This is a genomic window from Schaalia sp. ZJ405 (genome assembly GCF_011038885.2).
Lineage (GTDB): Bacteria > Actinomycetota > Actinomycetes > Actinomycetales > Actinomycetaceae > Pauljensenia.
Genome location: NZ_CP064952.1, coordinates 1,251,487 through 1,266,996, shown reverse-complemented (window position 1 = coordinate 1,266,996; position 15,510 = coordinate 1,251,487). Strand labels below are relative to the sequence as shown.

At 58.5% G+C, this 15,510-nt stretch carries 13 protein-coding genes; 12 read left to right on the top strand and 1 reads right to left on the bottom strand.

Features of this window, described 5'->3' with window-relative positions:
• Positions 1-9: 9 nt before the first annotated feature.
• The gene (locus G7Y41_RS05185) at positions 10-1,524 is read right to left on the bottom strand and encodes an MFS transporter (protein WP_231367235.1); all 1,515 of its coding nucleotides are present in this window, start codon (positions 1,522-1,524) and stop codon (positions 10-12) included.
• 104 nt (positions 1,525-1,628) lie between these two features.
• Between G7Y41_RS05185 and aspS the strand changes: the two genes are divergently transcribed.
• The 12 genes from aspS (at position 1,629) to G7Y41_RS05125 (ending at position 15,495) form a co-directional block, all read left to right on the top strand.
• Positions 1,629-3,452: an aspartate--tRNA ligase gene (gene aspS, locus G7Y41_RS05180; protein ID WP_196819459.1), complete on the top strand. Its 1,824-nt coding sequence runs from the start codon at positions 1,629-1,631 to the stop codon at positions 3,450-3,452.
• Between the two features lie 171 nt (positions 3,453-3,623).
• Entirely contained in the window at positions 3,624-4,241 is a 618-nt protein-coding gene (locus G7Y41_RS05175) for an L-threonylcarbamoyladenylate synthase (RefSeq protein WP_165214851.1), read from the top strand.
• 399 nt (positions 4,242-4,640) lie between these two features.
• Positions 4,641-5,147, top strand: coding sequence for a hypothetical protein (locus G7Y41_RS05170; RefSeq protein WP_165315385.1), 507 nt, complete (start codon positions 4,641-4,643; stop codon positions 5,145-5,147).
• 43 nt (positions 5,148-5,190) lie between these two features.
• Positions 5,191-6,534, top strand: a complete 1,344-nt coding sequence (locus G7Y41_RS05165) for a replication-associated recombination protein A (RefSeq protein ID WP_165315384.1) — start codon at positions 5,191-5,193, stop codon at positions 6,532-6,534.
• A gap of 152 nt (positions 6,535-6,686) precedes the next feature.
• Positions 6,687-7,310: a 30S ribosomal protein S4 gene (gene rpsD / locus G7Y41_RS05160; protein ID WP_165315383.1), complete on the top strand. Its 624-nt coding sequence runs from the start codon at positions 6,687-6,689 to the stop codon at positions 7,308-7,310.
• A gap of 140 nt (positions 7,311-7,450) precedes the next feature.
• A complete protein-coding gene (gene alaS, locus G7Y41_RS05155) occupies positions 7,451-10,150 on the top strand; it encodes an alanine--tRNA ligase (protein WP_165315382.1) in 2,700 nt (899 codons plus the stop codon).
• Positions 10,147-10,632: a Holliday junction resolvase RuvX gene (gene ruvX, locus G7Y41_RS05150; protein ID WP_165315381.1), complete on the top strand. Its 486-nt coding sequence runs from the start codon at positions 10,147-10,149 to the stop codon at positions 10,630-10,632. Before alaS ends, ruvX begins: the two co-directional genes overlap by 4 nt.
• Positions 10,629-11,906 (top strand): endolytic transglycosylase MltG, encoded by a 1,278-nt coding sequence (mltG, locus tag G7Y41_RS05145; protein ID WP_231367234.1) that lies wholly within the window; start codon positions 10,629-10,631, stop codon positions 11,904-11,906. Before ruvX ends, mltG begins: the two co-directional genes overlap by 4 nt.
• Before the next feature lie 4 nt (positions 11,907-11,910).
• The gene (locus G7Y41_RS05140; RefSeq protein WP_165315380.1) at positions 11,911-12,765 is read left to right on the top strand and encodes a shikimate dehydrogenase; all 855 of its coding nucleotides are present in this window, start codon (positions 11,911-11,913) and stop codon (positions 12,763-12,765) included.
• Entirely contained in the window at positions 12,762-13,454 is a 693-nt protein-coding gene (locus G7Y41_RS05135; protein ID WP_165315379.1) for a prepilin peptidase, read from the top strand. The genes G7Y41_RS05140 and G7Y41_RS05135 overlap by 4 nt, the downstream gene beginning before the upstream one ends.
• Positions 13,455-13,507: 53 nt before the next feature.
• Entirely contained in the window at positions 13,508-13,864 is a 357-nt protein-coding gene (hisI, locus tag G7Y41_RS05130) for a phosphoribosyl-AMP cyclohydrolase (RefSeq protein ID WP_165315378.1), read from the top strand.
• A gap of 14 nt (positions 13,865-13,878) precedes the next feature.
• Positions 13,879-15,495 carry a chorismate-binding protein gene (locus G7Y41_RS05125; protein WP_165315455.1) on the top strand — a complete coding sequence of 539 codons (1,617 nt, stop codon included), beginning with the start codon at positions 13,879-13,881 and terminating at the stop codon, positions 15,493-15,495.
• Positions 15,496-15,510: the final 15 nt, after the last annotated feature.

Genomic DNA, 15,510 nt, shown 5'->3' with positions numbered 1-15,510 from the left:
GGCTGATTCTTAGGCCCGCGATGTCGAAGTTTTCGAGATTCGTAAGGACGCTGCGAAAGAGAGAACAGCAACGACGATTGCCACGAGAGATGCTGGCAGGTAGGCGAGGCCTCCGGTGACCCCCGTTGCCATCCACGCAGCCATGAGAATTGACACCAGGGCCAGCACAATTGCCGAACCCGCGGAATCGGCAACTTGAAGCCAGCTTGACACCTTTCCGTGCTCTTCTTGTGGAGCCTGTCCCAGGGCAAGAACTGACAGCGTCGAATGCATGAGACCAACGCCCGCGGAAGCAACCACCCATCCGCCGAACGCGACCCACACAGGGATCGTTGGCCACAGCAGCGTGATGGTTGTCAGCACGCCGATCGCCATGAGTGCCGTCCCTATACGAGGGAGACGTCCCCTGAGGTCCGGGTCCTTGACTCGAGCCTGAATGACTGCGCCAATTGACCACGAAACAGAGCCGAGAGTGACCGGCAGGGACGCCAGATCAGCTTCCCAGCCGTGGACACGCTGGAGTACGAGGGGAAGGAAAGCTCCCACTCCCGCTTGAACACCCATCGCGAGGAAACGAGTGCTGATTGCCGCGGGGACACCGTGTGCGGCGCGGATTGTTCCGTGGGGGAGTAGACGGGGAATCGCCCAGCCGGTCATCACGACGCCAACGAGGAAGATGGCGAATAAACGCCAGCCTGAAAGTGCACCCGAGAGTTGGAGAAGAACAACGCCCAGACCACCGAAAAGCCCCATCACGGTCAATGTCCGCAACGATGTTGGGGCAGGACGGGAAACAGATGTGAGTTGACGCAGCACAGAGAGCATCGGCAAAAGTGCGATGAGCGCGAGGACGGGGACGGCCCAGAATACGGGTCGCCAGCCGATGTGGGTTGCCACGGTTCCCGCGATCGCTGGTCCTATCAGGGAAGGGAAGACCCACGCAAGCGAGAACGCTGCGAAATACGCCGGGCGGTGCTGATCGGAGGCAACGGATCCGACAAGAACATAGAAGGGGACGATGACGAAGCCAACGCCCAGGCCCTGGATGATTCGCCCGATGACGAAAATAAGGATCGCCGGTGAGAATGCGGAGATGAAGAGTCCGACGGCGAAGAGTCCGATTCCGTAGAACAGCACCGTACGGGGACCTCGCCAGTCCGCGAGCGCGCCCGCAACGACGGTTGCGCTGAGCTGAGCGGCAAGTGCCGCGCCCGATGCCACAGAAAACCACGATTCAGCGTGAAAGTCTTTGACAACGTTCGGCATGATGGTTGTTGTTGCCAGGCCTTCGAATGCTGCGAGGGTAATGAGGAGGATCGACGACACCATCAAGGAAATCTCGGCGGGCGTCCATGACTGCGTGTCGGTGGGCGTTGAGATCTGCGTCGCAGAGGCATCTGTCGAATGATCAACCGGCATGTTTTCTCCGTCGTGTCGGGAATCATCATGTGTGGATGACTCACTGGGGGACCAGGGAGAATCGGCCGTTGGACCGAATGCTTCGTTGTCGCGGGAGTCAGGCATAACATGCATGTTCCCACGTTCGATTGCCCTCAGGCAACGTCCCAGGCGTAAACTCACACGTGCCGCCGCCTGTCTCGCGGATGGTACTGACGAAAGGAATGCACGTGCTGCGCACACACAACATCGGAACGCTTGGACGCGACCTTGTTGGACAGACCGTTACATTGACCGGTTGGGTTGATCGTCGTCGAGATCACGGGGGCGTTGCCTTCGTTGACTTGCGTGACGCCTCCGGGATCGCTCAGGTGGTCGTGCGCGACGAGTCCGTCGCTCACGAGCTGCGATCAGAATATGTTCTTCGAGTGACGGGCGAGGTGTGTGCCCGTCCCGAGGGAAACGAAAACCCGAATCTTGCGACCGGTGCCATCGAAGTCATGGGGGATGATATTGAGATTCTCAATACCTCGGCTCCTCTTCCCTTCCAGGTGTCGTCCCATGCTGAGGACTCAGGAAATGTTGGCGAGGAAACGCGTCTGAAGTACCGCTACCTCGATTTGCGTCGCGAACCCGAACAATACGCATTGCGTCTGCGGTCCAAGGTCTCACGTGCCGCCAGAGATACCTTGTACGCGCATGATTTCGTTGAGATTGAAACTCCGACGCTCACGCGATCAACACCCGAAGGTGCCCGTGATTTCATTGTTCCGGCACGTTTGTCGCCCGGCTCGTGGTACGCGCTTCCACAGTCCCCGCAGTTGTTCAAGCAGATGCTCATGGTCGCGGGGATGGAACGCTACTTCCAGATTGCGCGTTGCTACCGTGACGAGGATTTCCGTGCGGATCGACAACCGGAATTCACCCAGCTCGATATCGAGATGTCCTTTGTTGATCAAGAAGACGTCATCGCCGTTGCCGAGGACGTCATGAAGAACGTGTGGGCACTGATCGGTGAGGATCTGCCCACACCGCTGCCGCGGATGACCTACAAGGATGCAATGGAGAAGTACGGGTCGGATAAGCCCGATTTGCGTTTCGGCCTCGAATTGGTTGAGCTGACCGAATACTTCGCGAACACGACTTTCCGTGTATTCCAAGCCCCCTACGTGGGTGCAGTTGTCATGCCGGGAGGAGCGTCACAGCCGCGCAGAACCTTCGACAAGTGGCAGGAATGGGCCAAGGCTCGTGGGGCTAAGGGTCTTGCCTATGTCACGGTCCAAGAGGATGGAGCACTTGGTGGTCCCGTTGCGAAGAACATCACCGATGCGGAGAGGGAGGGGCTTGCTGATGCCACCGGCGCCAAGCCCGGTGACTGCATCTTCTTTGCCGCCGGTCAGCCAACGCCATCTCGGGAACTGCTGGGTGCGGCCCGGCTGGAGATCGGCAAACGCTGTGATCTCATTGATCCCGATGCGTGGGCATTTACGTGGGTTGTGGATGCGCCGCTGTTCAAGCCAACCGGTGAGGCGCAAGCCGAAGGAGATGTTGCTCTTGGGCATAGCGCGTGGACCGCAGTGCATCACGCGTTTACCTCACCGAAACCCGAGTGGCTTGATTCCTTTGACAAAGATCCAGGTAACGCCCTGGCCTACGCCTATGACATCGTGTGTAACGGGAACGAAATTGGCGGCGGGTCGATTCGTATCCACCGCCGTGATGTGCAAAACCGGGTGTTCAACGTCATGGGGATCTCCGATGAAGAAGCACAAGAACAGTTTGGCTTCCTCCTTGATGCCTTTAAGTTCGGTGCGCCCCCGCATGGCGGTATCGCCTTCGGTTGGGATCGAATCGTTGCGTTGCTGACCAAAGCCGAATCGATTCGTGATGTCATCGCTTTCCCGAAGTCCGGTGGCGGTTACGACCCGCTGACGGATGCTCCCGCTCCAATTACTCCCGAGCAGCGCAAGGAAGCAGGCGTTGACGCCACGCCAAAGAAGCGCGGTGAAGAAGCAGGAGACGACGCTGCGGAGAGCGTGGCAGCTCTCGACTGAGTGGATAGAGTCGCGCGGATAGCAGCGCATGTAGAGGCGTTGGGCGGCACCCCGTATGGGGTGCCGCCTCGTCCTCGTTCATGGGCCTGATGTCGGCGGTGGGTTGGCGCGGAGCGCATTGACGTATGTCGAAACCCTGCGGGCGGACGTGAGATGGGGCACAATGTGGCTATGTCATACGTAGAGATGCATCCGGTAAATCCGCAGGTTCGATTCGTGACTAAGGCCGTTGACATTCTCAATAACGGCGGCACGATTGCTCTTCCCACTGATTCTGGATATGCGATTGCATGCAAGCTGGGAAACAAAGAAGGCATGGATCTTATTCGGGAGATCCGTAAGCTCGACGATAAACACAACTTTTCGTTACTGTGCCATTCCTTCGCTCAGCTCGGTGAGATCGTCATCGTGGGGAATTCGGAGTTCCGCACAATTAAGGCGCTGACACCGGGCCCGTACACATTCATTCTTCCTGGCACGAAGGAAGTGCCGCGGATGACGTTGAACAAGAAGAAACACACGGTGGGTGTGCGTCTTCCTGATCATGTCATCACGCAGGCAATTGTCGAGGCGCTCGGGGAGCCCCTGCTGTGTTCAACGCTTATTCTTCCCGGAGAATCAGAGCCCCTGATCGACGGCCTCGTTGTTGATGAGAAAATTGGGAAACTCGTTGATCTCGTCATCGTTGGTCCGGTTGGAGGGGATGAAGCAACCACGGTTGTGGACTTCACCTCCGGATCGCCTGAAATTGCGCGAAAGGGAGCGGGGGACACATCGCTTTTTGAGTGACGTCTGCGATCTTGCTCAGCGGCCCAGTGTGATGCCCTTTTCGAGGGGTCCACGCTGGGCCGCTCTGTGCTGTTGGCATGCTGCAACAGGCGGTGTGTCTGTGGGTCGAGGGATGTGCGACATTCGGGCAAGGGATGATGTCGCCAGTGATTGACACCAGATCGCTCATAGTGTTGAAAGTCACATATTGAATCAGTGAGCATGTGGCGAGGGGCTCCTGTGGGTGAAAACTTGATATTTCACGTGGTGTGGCGCTCTGGGCGGAGGGGGTAACGGGCACCCAGTGAGTCGTTTCGGATGTTTAGTGAGGAAGTGAGCTGTACAGTATGAAGCGATCGACATTTCTTAAAATTTCATTTAAGAAATGCAGTCGATTCACTCCACACATAAGGAGTACTGGTGAGGATGACGCGCGGGGGAAGAAAGAGTCATGCTCAGGGCAGCGCCCAACGCGTTGTGGGCCTCGTGATCCTGTCGCTGACGCTCGTGTGTGCCGTCATTCTGAAAGTGACGTCCTTCGCGCCCATCGACACCCAATATGTCGTGGATGTTCCTCAGCGTCAGGCCACTGAAGACACTGATGGACAGGATGACTACATCCTCAGCGCACACTCGGTAACCACCGACCATCCCGGCTCCGAGCTCCGGCGCGAACACACAGTGCAGGCTGTGGAGTGGACTGACGTTCCCCGTGACCAGTCCTGGCCCGTAGAGGACGATCAGGGCAATGGCAGCGGAGATGCCGAGGTGCGGATCCGCAACGCTCACCAGACTGCTCAATCAGGAAGCACGGAAAAAGACATCGTGGCGACGGTCGGCCCTGTGACCGCCGGTGTGTGTGCCGGGGTCGTGGGAATCGGTGGGCTTGTGGTGTTCCACATTCTGCGGTCATCACGCCCTCGATGATGTGATTGACGCAGATGCCGGTGGTGCTCGGTAGGGTAGAGGTATGGACCTATTCGAGTCGCAGAGCGTCGACACTCAGGGGGTCCCTGCGTTTTCGCCCACGGCCCCGCTCGCAGTGCGTATGCGTCCGACGTCTCTTGATGAAGTTGTTGGCCAAGACCACCTTCTCGGGGAGGGTGCTCCACTTAGGCGGCTTGTTGATGCGCCAACTCAGCAATCCCACCCCCTGTCATCGGTGATTCTGTGGGGGCCTCCGGGAACGGGGAAAACAACACTTGCCTACCTTGTCGCACAGGCGTCGGGTCGCCACTTCGATGAACTGTCGGCCGTGTCTCAAGGAGTCAAAGAAGTTCGCGAAGTTGTGGCATCCGCGAAGCGACGGATGGCGGCCACAGGTGAAGAAACGGTTCTCTTCATCGATGAAGTCCATCGTTTCTCGAAATCTCAACAAGATGCCTTGCTTCCCGCCGTGGAAAACCGATGGGTCACCCTCATCGCCGCAACAACCGAAAACCCGTCATTCTCCGTGATCTCGCCGCTGCTGTCACGCTCCCTCCTCCAAACGCTCCGTCCGCTCTCACCCGAGGACATACGCTGCCTCCTTCACCGAGCACTCACAGATGAACGAGGACTCGGCGGTGCCTTCACGCTGGACCAGCAGGCAGAGCTCGCCCTCGTCAGACTCGCCGGTGCTGACGCACGAAAATCCCTCACCTTACTCGAAGCAGCCGCAGGAGCTGCCGGAGAAGCCGAGGAAACAGTTATCAGTGCCCATCACGTGGAAGTGGCGGCTAACCAGGCCCTCGTTCGTTGGGATCAAGACCAGCACTATGACGTGACCTCTGCTTTCATCAAGTCGATGCGCGGGAGCGATGTTGATGCGGCGCTTCATTACCTCGCGCGCATGATCGAAGCTGGGGAGGACCCGCGCTACATTGCTCGGCGCATCATGATTTGTGCCTCTGAAGACGTCGGCATGGCTGCTCCAGAAATTCTGGGAATTACCGTGTCAGCTGCCCAAGCCGTTGCCCTCATCGGAATGCCCGAAGCACGAATCATTCTGGCTGAAGCCGTGGTTGCCGTGGCTACCGCTCCGAAATCAAACGCCGCTTACATGGGGATTGACGCTGCACTGGCAGATCTACGTGCGGGTAAAGGAGGCCCGGTTCCACTGCATCTACGCGATGCGCACTATTCGGGGGCACAGGCTCTCGGGCATGGTGAAGGGTACATCTATGCCCACGATGCGCCACATCATGTTGCTGCGCAGCAGTACCTGCCTGATGACCTTGTCGGACGTCACTATTACGAACCCACGATGAATGGTCATGAGGCAATGATCACGAAGCGCCTTGAAGCGCTCAGAGAACTACTGAAGATGCGTTAGGCTATCGGGGTGCCAATTGGCACACCTGGGGTCTTAGCCGAAAGGCAGAGCGTTCATGTCACGTCACGTGGCGGGTGCAGCTGCCTGGGAGTTGACCCCATGACGATGCGTCAGCATCGACATGACATACGAAACAGGAGATATAAAGGAACATGGCACAGAACCGTTCCCGCAAGCAGGTGCGCGAATCGCGCGCCCTGGGCATTGCCCTGACCCCCAAGGCCGTCCGCTACTTCGAGAAGCGCCCATACGGCCCCGGTGAGCACGGCCGTAGCCGTCGCCGCCAGGATTCCGACTACGCCGTGCGTCTGAAGGAAAAGCAGCGTCTGCGCGCTCAGTACGGTATTCGTGAGGCTCAGTTGCGCCGCGCCTTCGAGGAAGCACGTCGCACCTCCGGCCTGACCGGTGAGAACCTTGTTGAGCTGCTCGAAATGCGCATCGATGCCCTCGTTCTGCGTTCCGGCTTTGCCCGCACGATCCAGCAGGCACGCCAGATCGTTGTGCACCGCCACATCATGGTTGACGGCGCAATCGTTGACCGTCCCTCATTCCGCGTCAAGCCCGGCCAGACCATTCAGGTCAAGCCGAGTTCGCAGACTCGCGTTCCCTTCGAGATCGCAGCTCAGGGTATTCACCGCGATGTTCTTCCCGTGGTGCCCGAGTACCTCGATGTTGACCTTGAGCGCCTCAAAGCAACGCTCGTTCGTCGTCCCAAGCGCGCCGAGGTCCCCGTGACCTGTGACGTGCAGATGGTCGTCGAGCACTACTCTCGCTGATTTTTACTGTGTTGGGCCCCGCGGAGCACACGCCCCCCGGGGCTCAACTCATACACAGCCCACATATCCCCAGGCTATCGATGCCCACGAGATGGGGGAGATGTGTTCTTTCGCCTGTTCACCGTCTACCATGAGGACTCATGCGCACCTCTGAAATTCGCAGCCGCTGGCTCGACTACTTTGCGTCGAAAGACCACGAGATCCAACCGTCGGTGTCCTTGATCTCGCCGGAACCATCCATCCTCTTTACCGTTGCCGGCATGGTTCCGTTCATTCCGTACATCCTCGGAACCGAGCCCGCCCCCTGGCCGCGCGCCGCTTCTGTTCAGAAGTGCATCCGAACGAACGACATTGATAACGTCGGAAAGACAACGCGTCACGGAACGTTCTTCCAGATGAACGGCAACTTCTCTTTTGGTGACTACTTCAAGGAAGGTGCGATTGACTTCGCATGGGAACTCCTGACGTCACCAACCGATCGGGGAGGCTACGGGCTTGATGGCGATCGCCTGTGGATGACGATTTGGGAGAAAGACCAGGTCTCCCTCGATCACCTCACCCGAGTCATTGGAATGCCGAAAGAGCATGTTCAGCTCCTGCCATTTGAGGAGATTTCATGGTCAACCGGTCAGCCGGGACCGGCGGGTTCCTGCTGTGAAATCCACTATGACCGAGGTGCCGCATACGGACCTGACGGCGGTCCCATTGTCGACGTTCAGGGTGATCGTTTCCTTGAAATCTGGAACCTCGTCTTCGATGAGTTCGTCCGGGGCGAGGGCGAAGGGCATGACTTCGAGCTCGTTGGAAAACTGGACCAGACGGCGATTGATACCGGAGCTGGCCTGGAGCGTCTGGCATTCATCATGCAAGACAAGCCGAACATGTACGAGATCGATGAGGTCTATCCCGTCATCGCCGCAGCCGAAGAACTGTCAGGGAAAACCTATGGACTGGGAGCCGCGGGTCCTCGCGCGGGTAGCGCGTATGACGATGACGTTCGGATGCGCGTTGTTGCAGACCACATTCGTTCATCGCTCATGCTCATTGGGGATGGAGTCCGGCCCGGAAATGACGGACGCGGCTATGTTTTGCGCCGCCTCATCCGGCGCGCTGTGCGTTCCATGCGACTTCTCGGAGTCGAGGACGCAACTTTGCCGACACTGCTGACCGTGTCGAAGGACGCGATGAAGCCGTCGTACCCGAACCTTGAGGACAACTGGTCAACGATTAGCGACGTCGCATATGCCGAAGAAGATGCTTTCCGCCGCACGTTAAGCGCCGGCACAACAATCCTCGACACAGCCGTTGAACGAGCAAAGAAAGACGGCTCGAACGTTCTGTCAGGTGACTCAGCATTCTCGCTGCATGACACGTACGGTTTCCCCATTGACCTCACCCTTGAGATGGCTGCGGAGCAGGGGGTCACGGTTGACGAGGACGAGTTCCGTTCGCTCATGAACGCTCAGCGCGAACGTGCCCGCGCCGATGCGCGAGCAAAGAAAGCCGGCCACACGGACGTCCGGGTCTTCCACGACATTGAAAAACAGATGGGGTCTGGCTCGACATTCGTCGGATATACCGAGAATGAGAGCGAAGCTCGGGTGACCGGACTGCTCGTGGATTCGGTTGCGGTGCCCGCAGCTACGGCTCCGGCGGAAGTCGAAGTCGTCCTCGATCGCACGCCATTCTATGCCGAAATGGGTGGCCAGCTTGCCGATCACGGAACAATTCAGACTGCCGACGGCGGGCTGATCAACGTTCATGATGTTCAGGCACCGATTGCTGGCCTGTCAGTTCACCGTGGAACCCTCGTCGAAGGGACCGTCACCGTGGGAGCGCAAGCGTACGCGAAAATTGATACGCAGCGTCGCCTGGCAATTGCCCGCGCACACACGGCAACACACATGGTGTACGCAGGTCTACGTCGCGTTGTTTCCCCGGATGCCAATCAGGCAGGCTCAGAGAACTCGCCCTCGCGCCTACGCTTTGACTTCCAACACTCCGGAGCCCTCGCCACCTCACAGATCAACGACATTGAGTCTCTGGTCAATGAGAAGCTTGCAGAAAACCTCCCGGTGACAACCGACGTGATGTCACTTGACGAGGCCCGCAACTCAGGCGCGATCGCACTCTTTGGTGAGAAATACGGACAGGAAGTTCGAGTCGTCACCATCGGTGATGGATTTGATAAGGAACTCTGCGGTGGCACCCACGTTCCATCGACCGGGCACCTGGGGCGCATTACGGTTCTCGGTGAAGGATCGATTGGCTCGGGTGTGCGCCGTATCGACGCCCTCGTTGGCGATGGCGCGTACACCTTCCAAGCCAAAGAACACGCGCTTGTTTCGCAGATCACCGGCATCGTCGGTGGACGACCCGACGAGCTTGCTGCACGCATCGAAACTCTCATGACTCGTCTACGTGATTCCGAGAAAGAGCTTGAGAAAATTCGACTTGAGCAGACCCTTGCTCGCGCAGAGAACTACGCTGCGCAAGCCAAGACGCTCGGACGCATGCACGTTGTTGCAGAGTTTGTTGGAGAGATTCCCTCCGCGGATGCACTGCGTACCCTCGCCGTTGATGTCCGTGACCGACTGGGCAACGCCCATGCGGTTGTGGCCCTCGCCGGTAACGTCGGTGGGAAGCCGTCGCTCGTTATTGCAACGAATGGCAAAGGCCGCGAAGTCGGCGCAAAGGCAGGCGCACTCATTCGTTCCGTCGGGAAATTCCTCGGCGGTGGCGGTGGCGGACGCGACGACATCGCTCAAGGCGGTGGCACACGTCTTGACGGCATCGCCGACGCGTTGAGCGCACTCCGTCACGAACTAGAGAACCTATGAGCATTCGGACAGGCGTTCGCATCGGAGTGGATGTCGGCACAGTACGTGTCGGCGTTGCTCGCTGCGACCCGCACGGCATCCTCACCTCTCCGGTGGAGACCTTGCTTCGCGCCCCCGATGGGTCCGAGCTTGATCGCCTAGCAGCAATCATTGACGAGTACGCCGCAATCGAAGTGATCGTTGGGCTCCCTCGCCACCTCAAGGGAGGTGAAGGAGTCTCAGCCAAAGGTGCCAGGCGCTATGCCCGAAGAATCAAAGATTTACGTCCGGGGATTCGCGTCGCACTAGTTGACGAGCGACTAAGCTCTAACCAAGCGCATCAGCGCCTGCGAGAATCCGGTGTTGACGAGCGACGTCACCGCGACGTTGTTGACCAGGTTGCCGCTCAGATCATCTTGGAGAGTGCTCTCGATGAGGAGAGAATGCGTGGCGATGCCCCCGGAATTGAAATTTCCCGCCCCGAAGGAAAGGATGACATGTGAGCGACTTCGATGATTCTTCGCGTCGACCTGTCTCCGATGAACTCCCCAAACGTTCAAGCCGACACCACGGAGATCACCATGCCGCGTCCACGCAGCTTGGAGTATCAAATGCGTCGGCCTCGTCCTCGTCAATGAGTACGGAAGAGTTCTTCGAAACAACGGGAATGCGGTCGCGGCGTTTCGTACAGGAACGACGCAAGGCCCGTCAACGCCGGTTCTGGCGCCGCTTCCGTTCCGCCCTCATCTTGCTTCTCGTGCTCGCTCTGGTTGGAGGAGCCGGCTACTTTGCGTGGACGCAAATTCGTGGAGCGAATCAAAGCGTGGAAGCTGACGACTACCGGGGGCCGGGTTCAGGCACGGCGGTCATTACCATCGAGGTTGGCGAGACCGGAGCAGAGATCGGACAGCACCTCGTTAACGCCGACGTCGTCAAGTCCGTCGAGGCTTTCGTCCGCGCATTTGAAGCCAATAAAGCTGCCGCATCGATTCGACCGGGAACATACACTCTCAAGAAACAGATGAGTGCTTCGGACGCCATTGCTGCGCTGCTTGACGAAGCGAACCGCACTGAAAACACAGTGACGGTCAATCCTGGCCAAGCGGTTGCACAGGTCGTTGAGAAAATCGCCGACATCACCGATTTCAGTACCGATGAGATCAATGCAGCCCTTAAAGATCCGCAGGCGCTGGGATTGCCTGCCGAAGCCGGAGGCAACGTTGAAGGGTGGCTGGCCCCCGGATCCTATGAAATCTCACAGTCGGACACCCCAACAACGCTCTTTGCGCAGATGATCGCCGAAACGGTCAAGGAACTTGATTCCCTGCGCGTCGCATCACAAGATCGACAAAAGCTGCTCGTGAAGGCATCGATTCTTGAACGCGAAGTGAACATCGAAACGTATCTTCCGATGGTTGCTCGGGTCATTGAAAATCGTCTCAGCAACACCGAGGGAGAAACTCGCGGGCTCCTCCAGATGGACTCAACAGTTCTGTACGGAGTAGGTAAATTTGGTGGAATCCCCACCGAGGCCGAGCTGCGAGACGATAATCCGTACAACACGTACAAGTATCCGGGGTTACCTCCCGCGCCCATTGCGTCGCCATCTCGAGCCGCTATTGAGGCGGTGCTGAAGCCCGCCGATGGGGACTGGCTGTACTACGTGACGGTGAACCTTGACAGCGGCGAAACTCTCTTCGCGAAAACTCAGGATGAGCAGCTCGAGAACGTCGAAAAGTTCAAGAAATACTGCTCGAGCAATCCCGGGAAGTGCTGAGTCAATGCCGTGGGCAGCGGTTATCGGCTCTCCCATTGACCACTCGTTATCGCCGGTTCTCCACCGGGCTGCGTGGGACAGCCTGGGACTTGGGGATGACTGGGTCTACCAGCGGATAGATGTCCGCAGCGAGGACGCGGCCGACTTCGTGTGGGGAATTGACTCTCAGTGCCGTGGACTGTCAGTGACGATGCCCTGTAAACAGGTGCTTCTTGGTGCGATGGATGCCGTTGACCCACTGGCTCAAGCCGTTGGAGCACTCAACACGGTGATTCCTTCTGCGGGGATTCTCACGGGGTTTAACACGGACGTTCATGGCATCGTTCGGGCACTCGAGCAGGCACGTTCTTCTCGCGGCCTGACCTCCACGGAGGTGGCCGTCATTCTCGGAGGTCGAGCAACGGCCTCATCGGCACTCGCAGCCTTGGGGACGCTGGGATTTCGACACGTGATCGTCGTTGCGCGACGTTTCTCTGGTTCCGGATCGGTTCTGGGAGCTTCAATGCGCCTGGGGATTCCCGTGGAACAGATCATGTGGGCTGATCGAGAGCGCGTCCTTACCGCACTGTCTCAGGCAGATATTCTTGTGTCAACAGTGCCGCGGGGAGTAGCGGACGACCTTGCAGCAGACCTGAAAGTCCGGGTGGATCAGACCCTTCTCGACGTCGTCTATTCTCCCAGGAACACTGCGCTGCGCTCAGCTTATGAACGTGCAGGAGCCTGCGTTGCCGAGGGCACAGAGATGCTTCTCCAACAGGCGATGCTCCAGGTCAGACTGATGACGGGGCAAGACCCTGACGCAGGCCCAATGCGCCTCGCCCTCGCTAGGGAATTGGACAACCGTGGAGAAACATCGTGAATGCATTCTCAGTGGCGACGAGCCAGGCGCACAACATCTCCCTGGTTACCGCCGTTGCCACGTGGATCGTCATTGTTGTCTGGCTGTGGAAAGGGGGGTGGCGGATTCAACGGCGCTATTTCATTGAAGCGGCACTCACTCCTTTTCGACGCAACGGTGTTGTCTGGACAAGCGCCATCGTCGGGGCAATTATTCTCGTCGCCGCTCATCAACGCCCAGCGGCCCCAGCAATCGTTGGGGTAGCCATGATCGGGATTCTCTCAGGAATCGTTGATGGCGCAACCCATCGCCTACCCAACGGATACTCACTGGCAATGGCGATCGCCGTGATTTTCGGGGTGGGCTGCGCTTCAGTGACGTCCTCGCATCCCGTCACCCTGATTCTCACCGCCTGCGGTGGCGGGCTGCTGTGGGCGATCCCCGCCTGGATCCTTAACCGCTTTGAGGGAGGTCTGGGCTATGGGGACGTCAAGCTCGCTCCCGTTCTCGGGTTCATGCTTGGGTCCGTTGGCTTAGACTGTGCAGTCGGTGGATTTCTCCTCGCCTTTGTTGCTGCGGGTATCGCTGCAATGTGGCGACTGATCGTGGGTGCCGGAGGCACAGATTCGCGCATGCCGATGGGACCGTGGCTCATCGGAGGCGCTCTCGTTGCCGATATCTGCTGGGGAATTGTTCCCGACTGGATGTAGGGTGACCGTGGACGCGTTTTCGCCGGTCGCCGCCACAGTGAGACAATAGACAGGTGACTGACATCCCCGCCCTCGTTGCTCGCCTCAAACATGACGCGAACGGCCTCGTTGCCGCGATCATTCAGCAGTACGACACCCGTGAAGTCCTCATGCTCGGATGGATGAACGACGAGGCCCTTCGTCGGACACTGACGGAAGGACGAGTGACTTTCTGGTCGCGGTCACGTTCAGAGTTTTGGCGCAAGGGAGATACCTCAGGTCATGTGCAGTACGTGAAATCGGTGCGTCTTGACTGCGACGCAGATGCGTTGCTCATTGAGGTTGATCAGGTTGGAGCGGCCTGTCACACGGGAGCCCGTTCGTGTTTCGACGCGGGTGGGCCTTTGGAAGCGAAAGTGGGGAATCGTTGAACGCGACGGAAAAAATGCACGATATTTCGCTGGCGGACACTGCGGAGGACCTCGCCTGGGGGCAGACGTGGCCAAGCCGGCAGCGTTTTCGCGAGCTCGCGAAGACCCGCCGCGTGATCCCCGTTGTCAAACGTGTTCTCGCCGATGAGCTCTCCGCCTTGGGGGTGTATCGTCAGCTCGCACACGGTCCACACGGCAGCTTCATTCTTGAGTCCGCCGAGCACGATGGTTCCTGGGGCCGCTGGTCTTTTGTCGGAGCGTCGGGGCCCGGGGCGATCGTGACGCGAGACTTGGTGACGAGCTGGCAGGGGGAATGCCCGGCTGGTGCCCTCCACGACGGCACTTTTCTTGACGTTGTTCAATCGGCACTGCATACCCTTAAAGGAGAGCCGATTCCCGGTCTGCCACCGCTGACGGGTGCGCTTGTTGGGTCCCTCGGATGGGGGCTTTTGCCCGAATGGGAACCCACACTTCGTGCTCACGCCGACCGCGAAGTGGATGTTCCCGATGCTTCGCTGTGTCTGGCCACGCAAATTGCGGCAATTGATCATTCCGACGGGTCGGTATGGTTGATTTCAACGGCTCTGAATTTTGACGGCTCAGATAAACGTGTTGATGAGGCATACGAGAATTCGCTTGCCTCACTCTCAGCGATGTCCGCTCGTTTGGCATCTCCGATTTCCCCAGCGGTTCTCGGCGTGCGTTCAGATGAGCCGGAGCCCACGGTGAGGCATCGGACGAAACGCGAGGATTTCGAGGCTTCGGTTGAGGCTGCGAAGAAATCAATCCGGGATGGGGATGCATTTCAGATTGTCCTCTCGCAGCGACTTGACGTGGATTCTCGCGCCCAGGGCCTGGACGTGTACCGGGTGCTGCGCACGGTCAACCCCTCGCCGTACATGTTCTACATGGCGCTTCCCTCAGGTACCGGTGAGCTCTTCGAAGTCATCGGTTCTTCACCCGAGACCCTGGTTCGTCGGGAGAAAGACCGCGTGTGGACCTATCCGATCGCAGGCTCACGTCCACGAGGACGCGATGCCGCGCAGGACCGTGAGCTTGCTCAAGGACTGCTGCGCGACCCGAAGGAACTATCCGAACACGTCATGCTGGTTGACTTGGCTCGCAACGACTTGTCAAAGGTGTGCGTCCCCGAAACAGTTGAAGTGTCCACACTGATGGAGATCAAGCGTTTCTCACATATTCAACACATTTCTTCAACGGTGACGGGCGTACTCAGGGAAGATGTTGACTCGGTGGATTGCCTGGTCGCAACTTTCCCCGCGGGAACGCTATCAGGTGCGCCCAAGCCTCGGGCGATCGAACTCATCGACTCCTACGAACCGGCTGCACGCGGAGTCTACGGGGGAGTGGTTGGCTACTTCGATTTCTCAGGTGATGCCGATTGGGCGATTGCAATCCGCACCGCCAGTGTGGTTGATGGGGTGGCATCAGTTCAGGCGGGCGCAGGTATCGTTGCCGATTCTGTTGCCGCAACGGAATACGAGGAAACACGAAACAAAGCGGCAGCGGCTCTACAATCCGTTGTCATCGCATCGACCCTGGCAGATGCGTCGTCTACTGCCTCAGATGACTCCTCACGCTCGGATGATGAGCCGTTGAGGGATCGCTGAGGTGTGCGATATAGC

Coding starts and splice junctions, on each gene's coding strand:
- alaS (WP_165315382.1), top strand. CDS start 7,451: ATGCGCACCTCTGAAATTCGCAGCCGCTGGCTCGACTACTTTGCGTCG.
- rpsD (WP_165315383.1), top strand. CDS start 6,687: ATGGCACAGAACCGTTCCCGCAAGCAGGTGCGCGAATCGCGCGCCCTG.
- G7Y41_RS05140 (WP_165315380.1), top strand. CDS start 11,911: ATGCCGTGGGCAGCGGTTATCGGCTCTCCCATTGACCACTCGTTATCG.
- ruvX (WP_165315381.1), top strand. CDS start 10,147: ATGAGCATTCGGACAGGCGTTCGCATCGGAGTGGATGTCGGCACAGTA.
- G7Y41_RS05125 (WP_165315455.1), top strand. CDS start 13,879: ATGCACGATATTTCGCTGGCGGACACTGCGGAGGACCTCGCCTGGGGG.
- G7Y41_RS05165 (WP_165315384.1), top strand. CDS start 5,191: ATGGACCTATTCGAGTCGCAGAGCGTCGACACTCAGGGGGTCCCTGCG.
- G7Y41_RS05185 (WP_231367235.1), bottom strand. CDS start 1,524: ATGCCTGACTCCCGCGACAACGAAGCATTCGGTCCAACGGCCGATTCT.
- G7Y41_RS05175 (WP_165214851.1), top strand. CDS start 3,624: ATGTCATACGTAGAGATGCATCCGGTAAATCCGCAGGTTCGATTCGTG.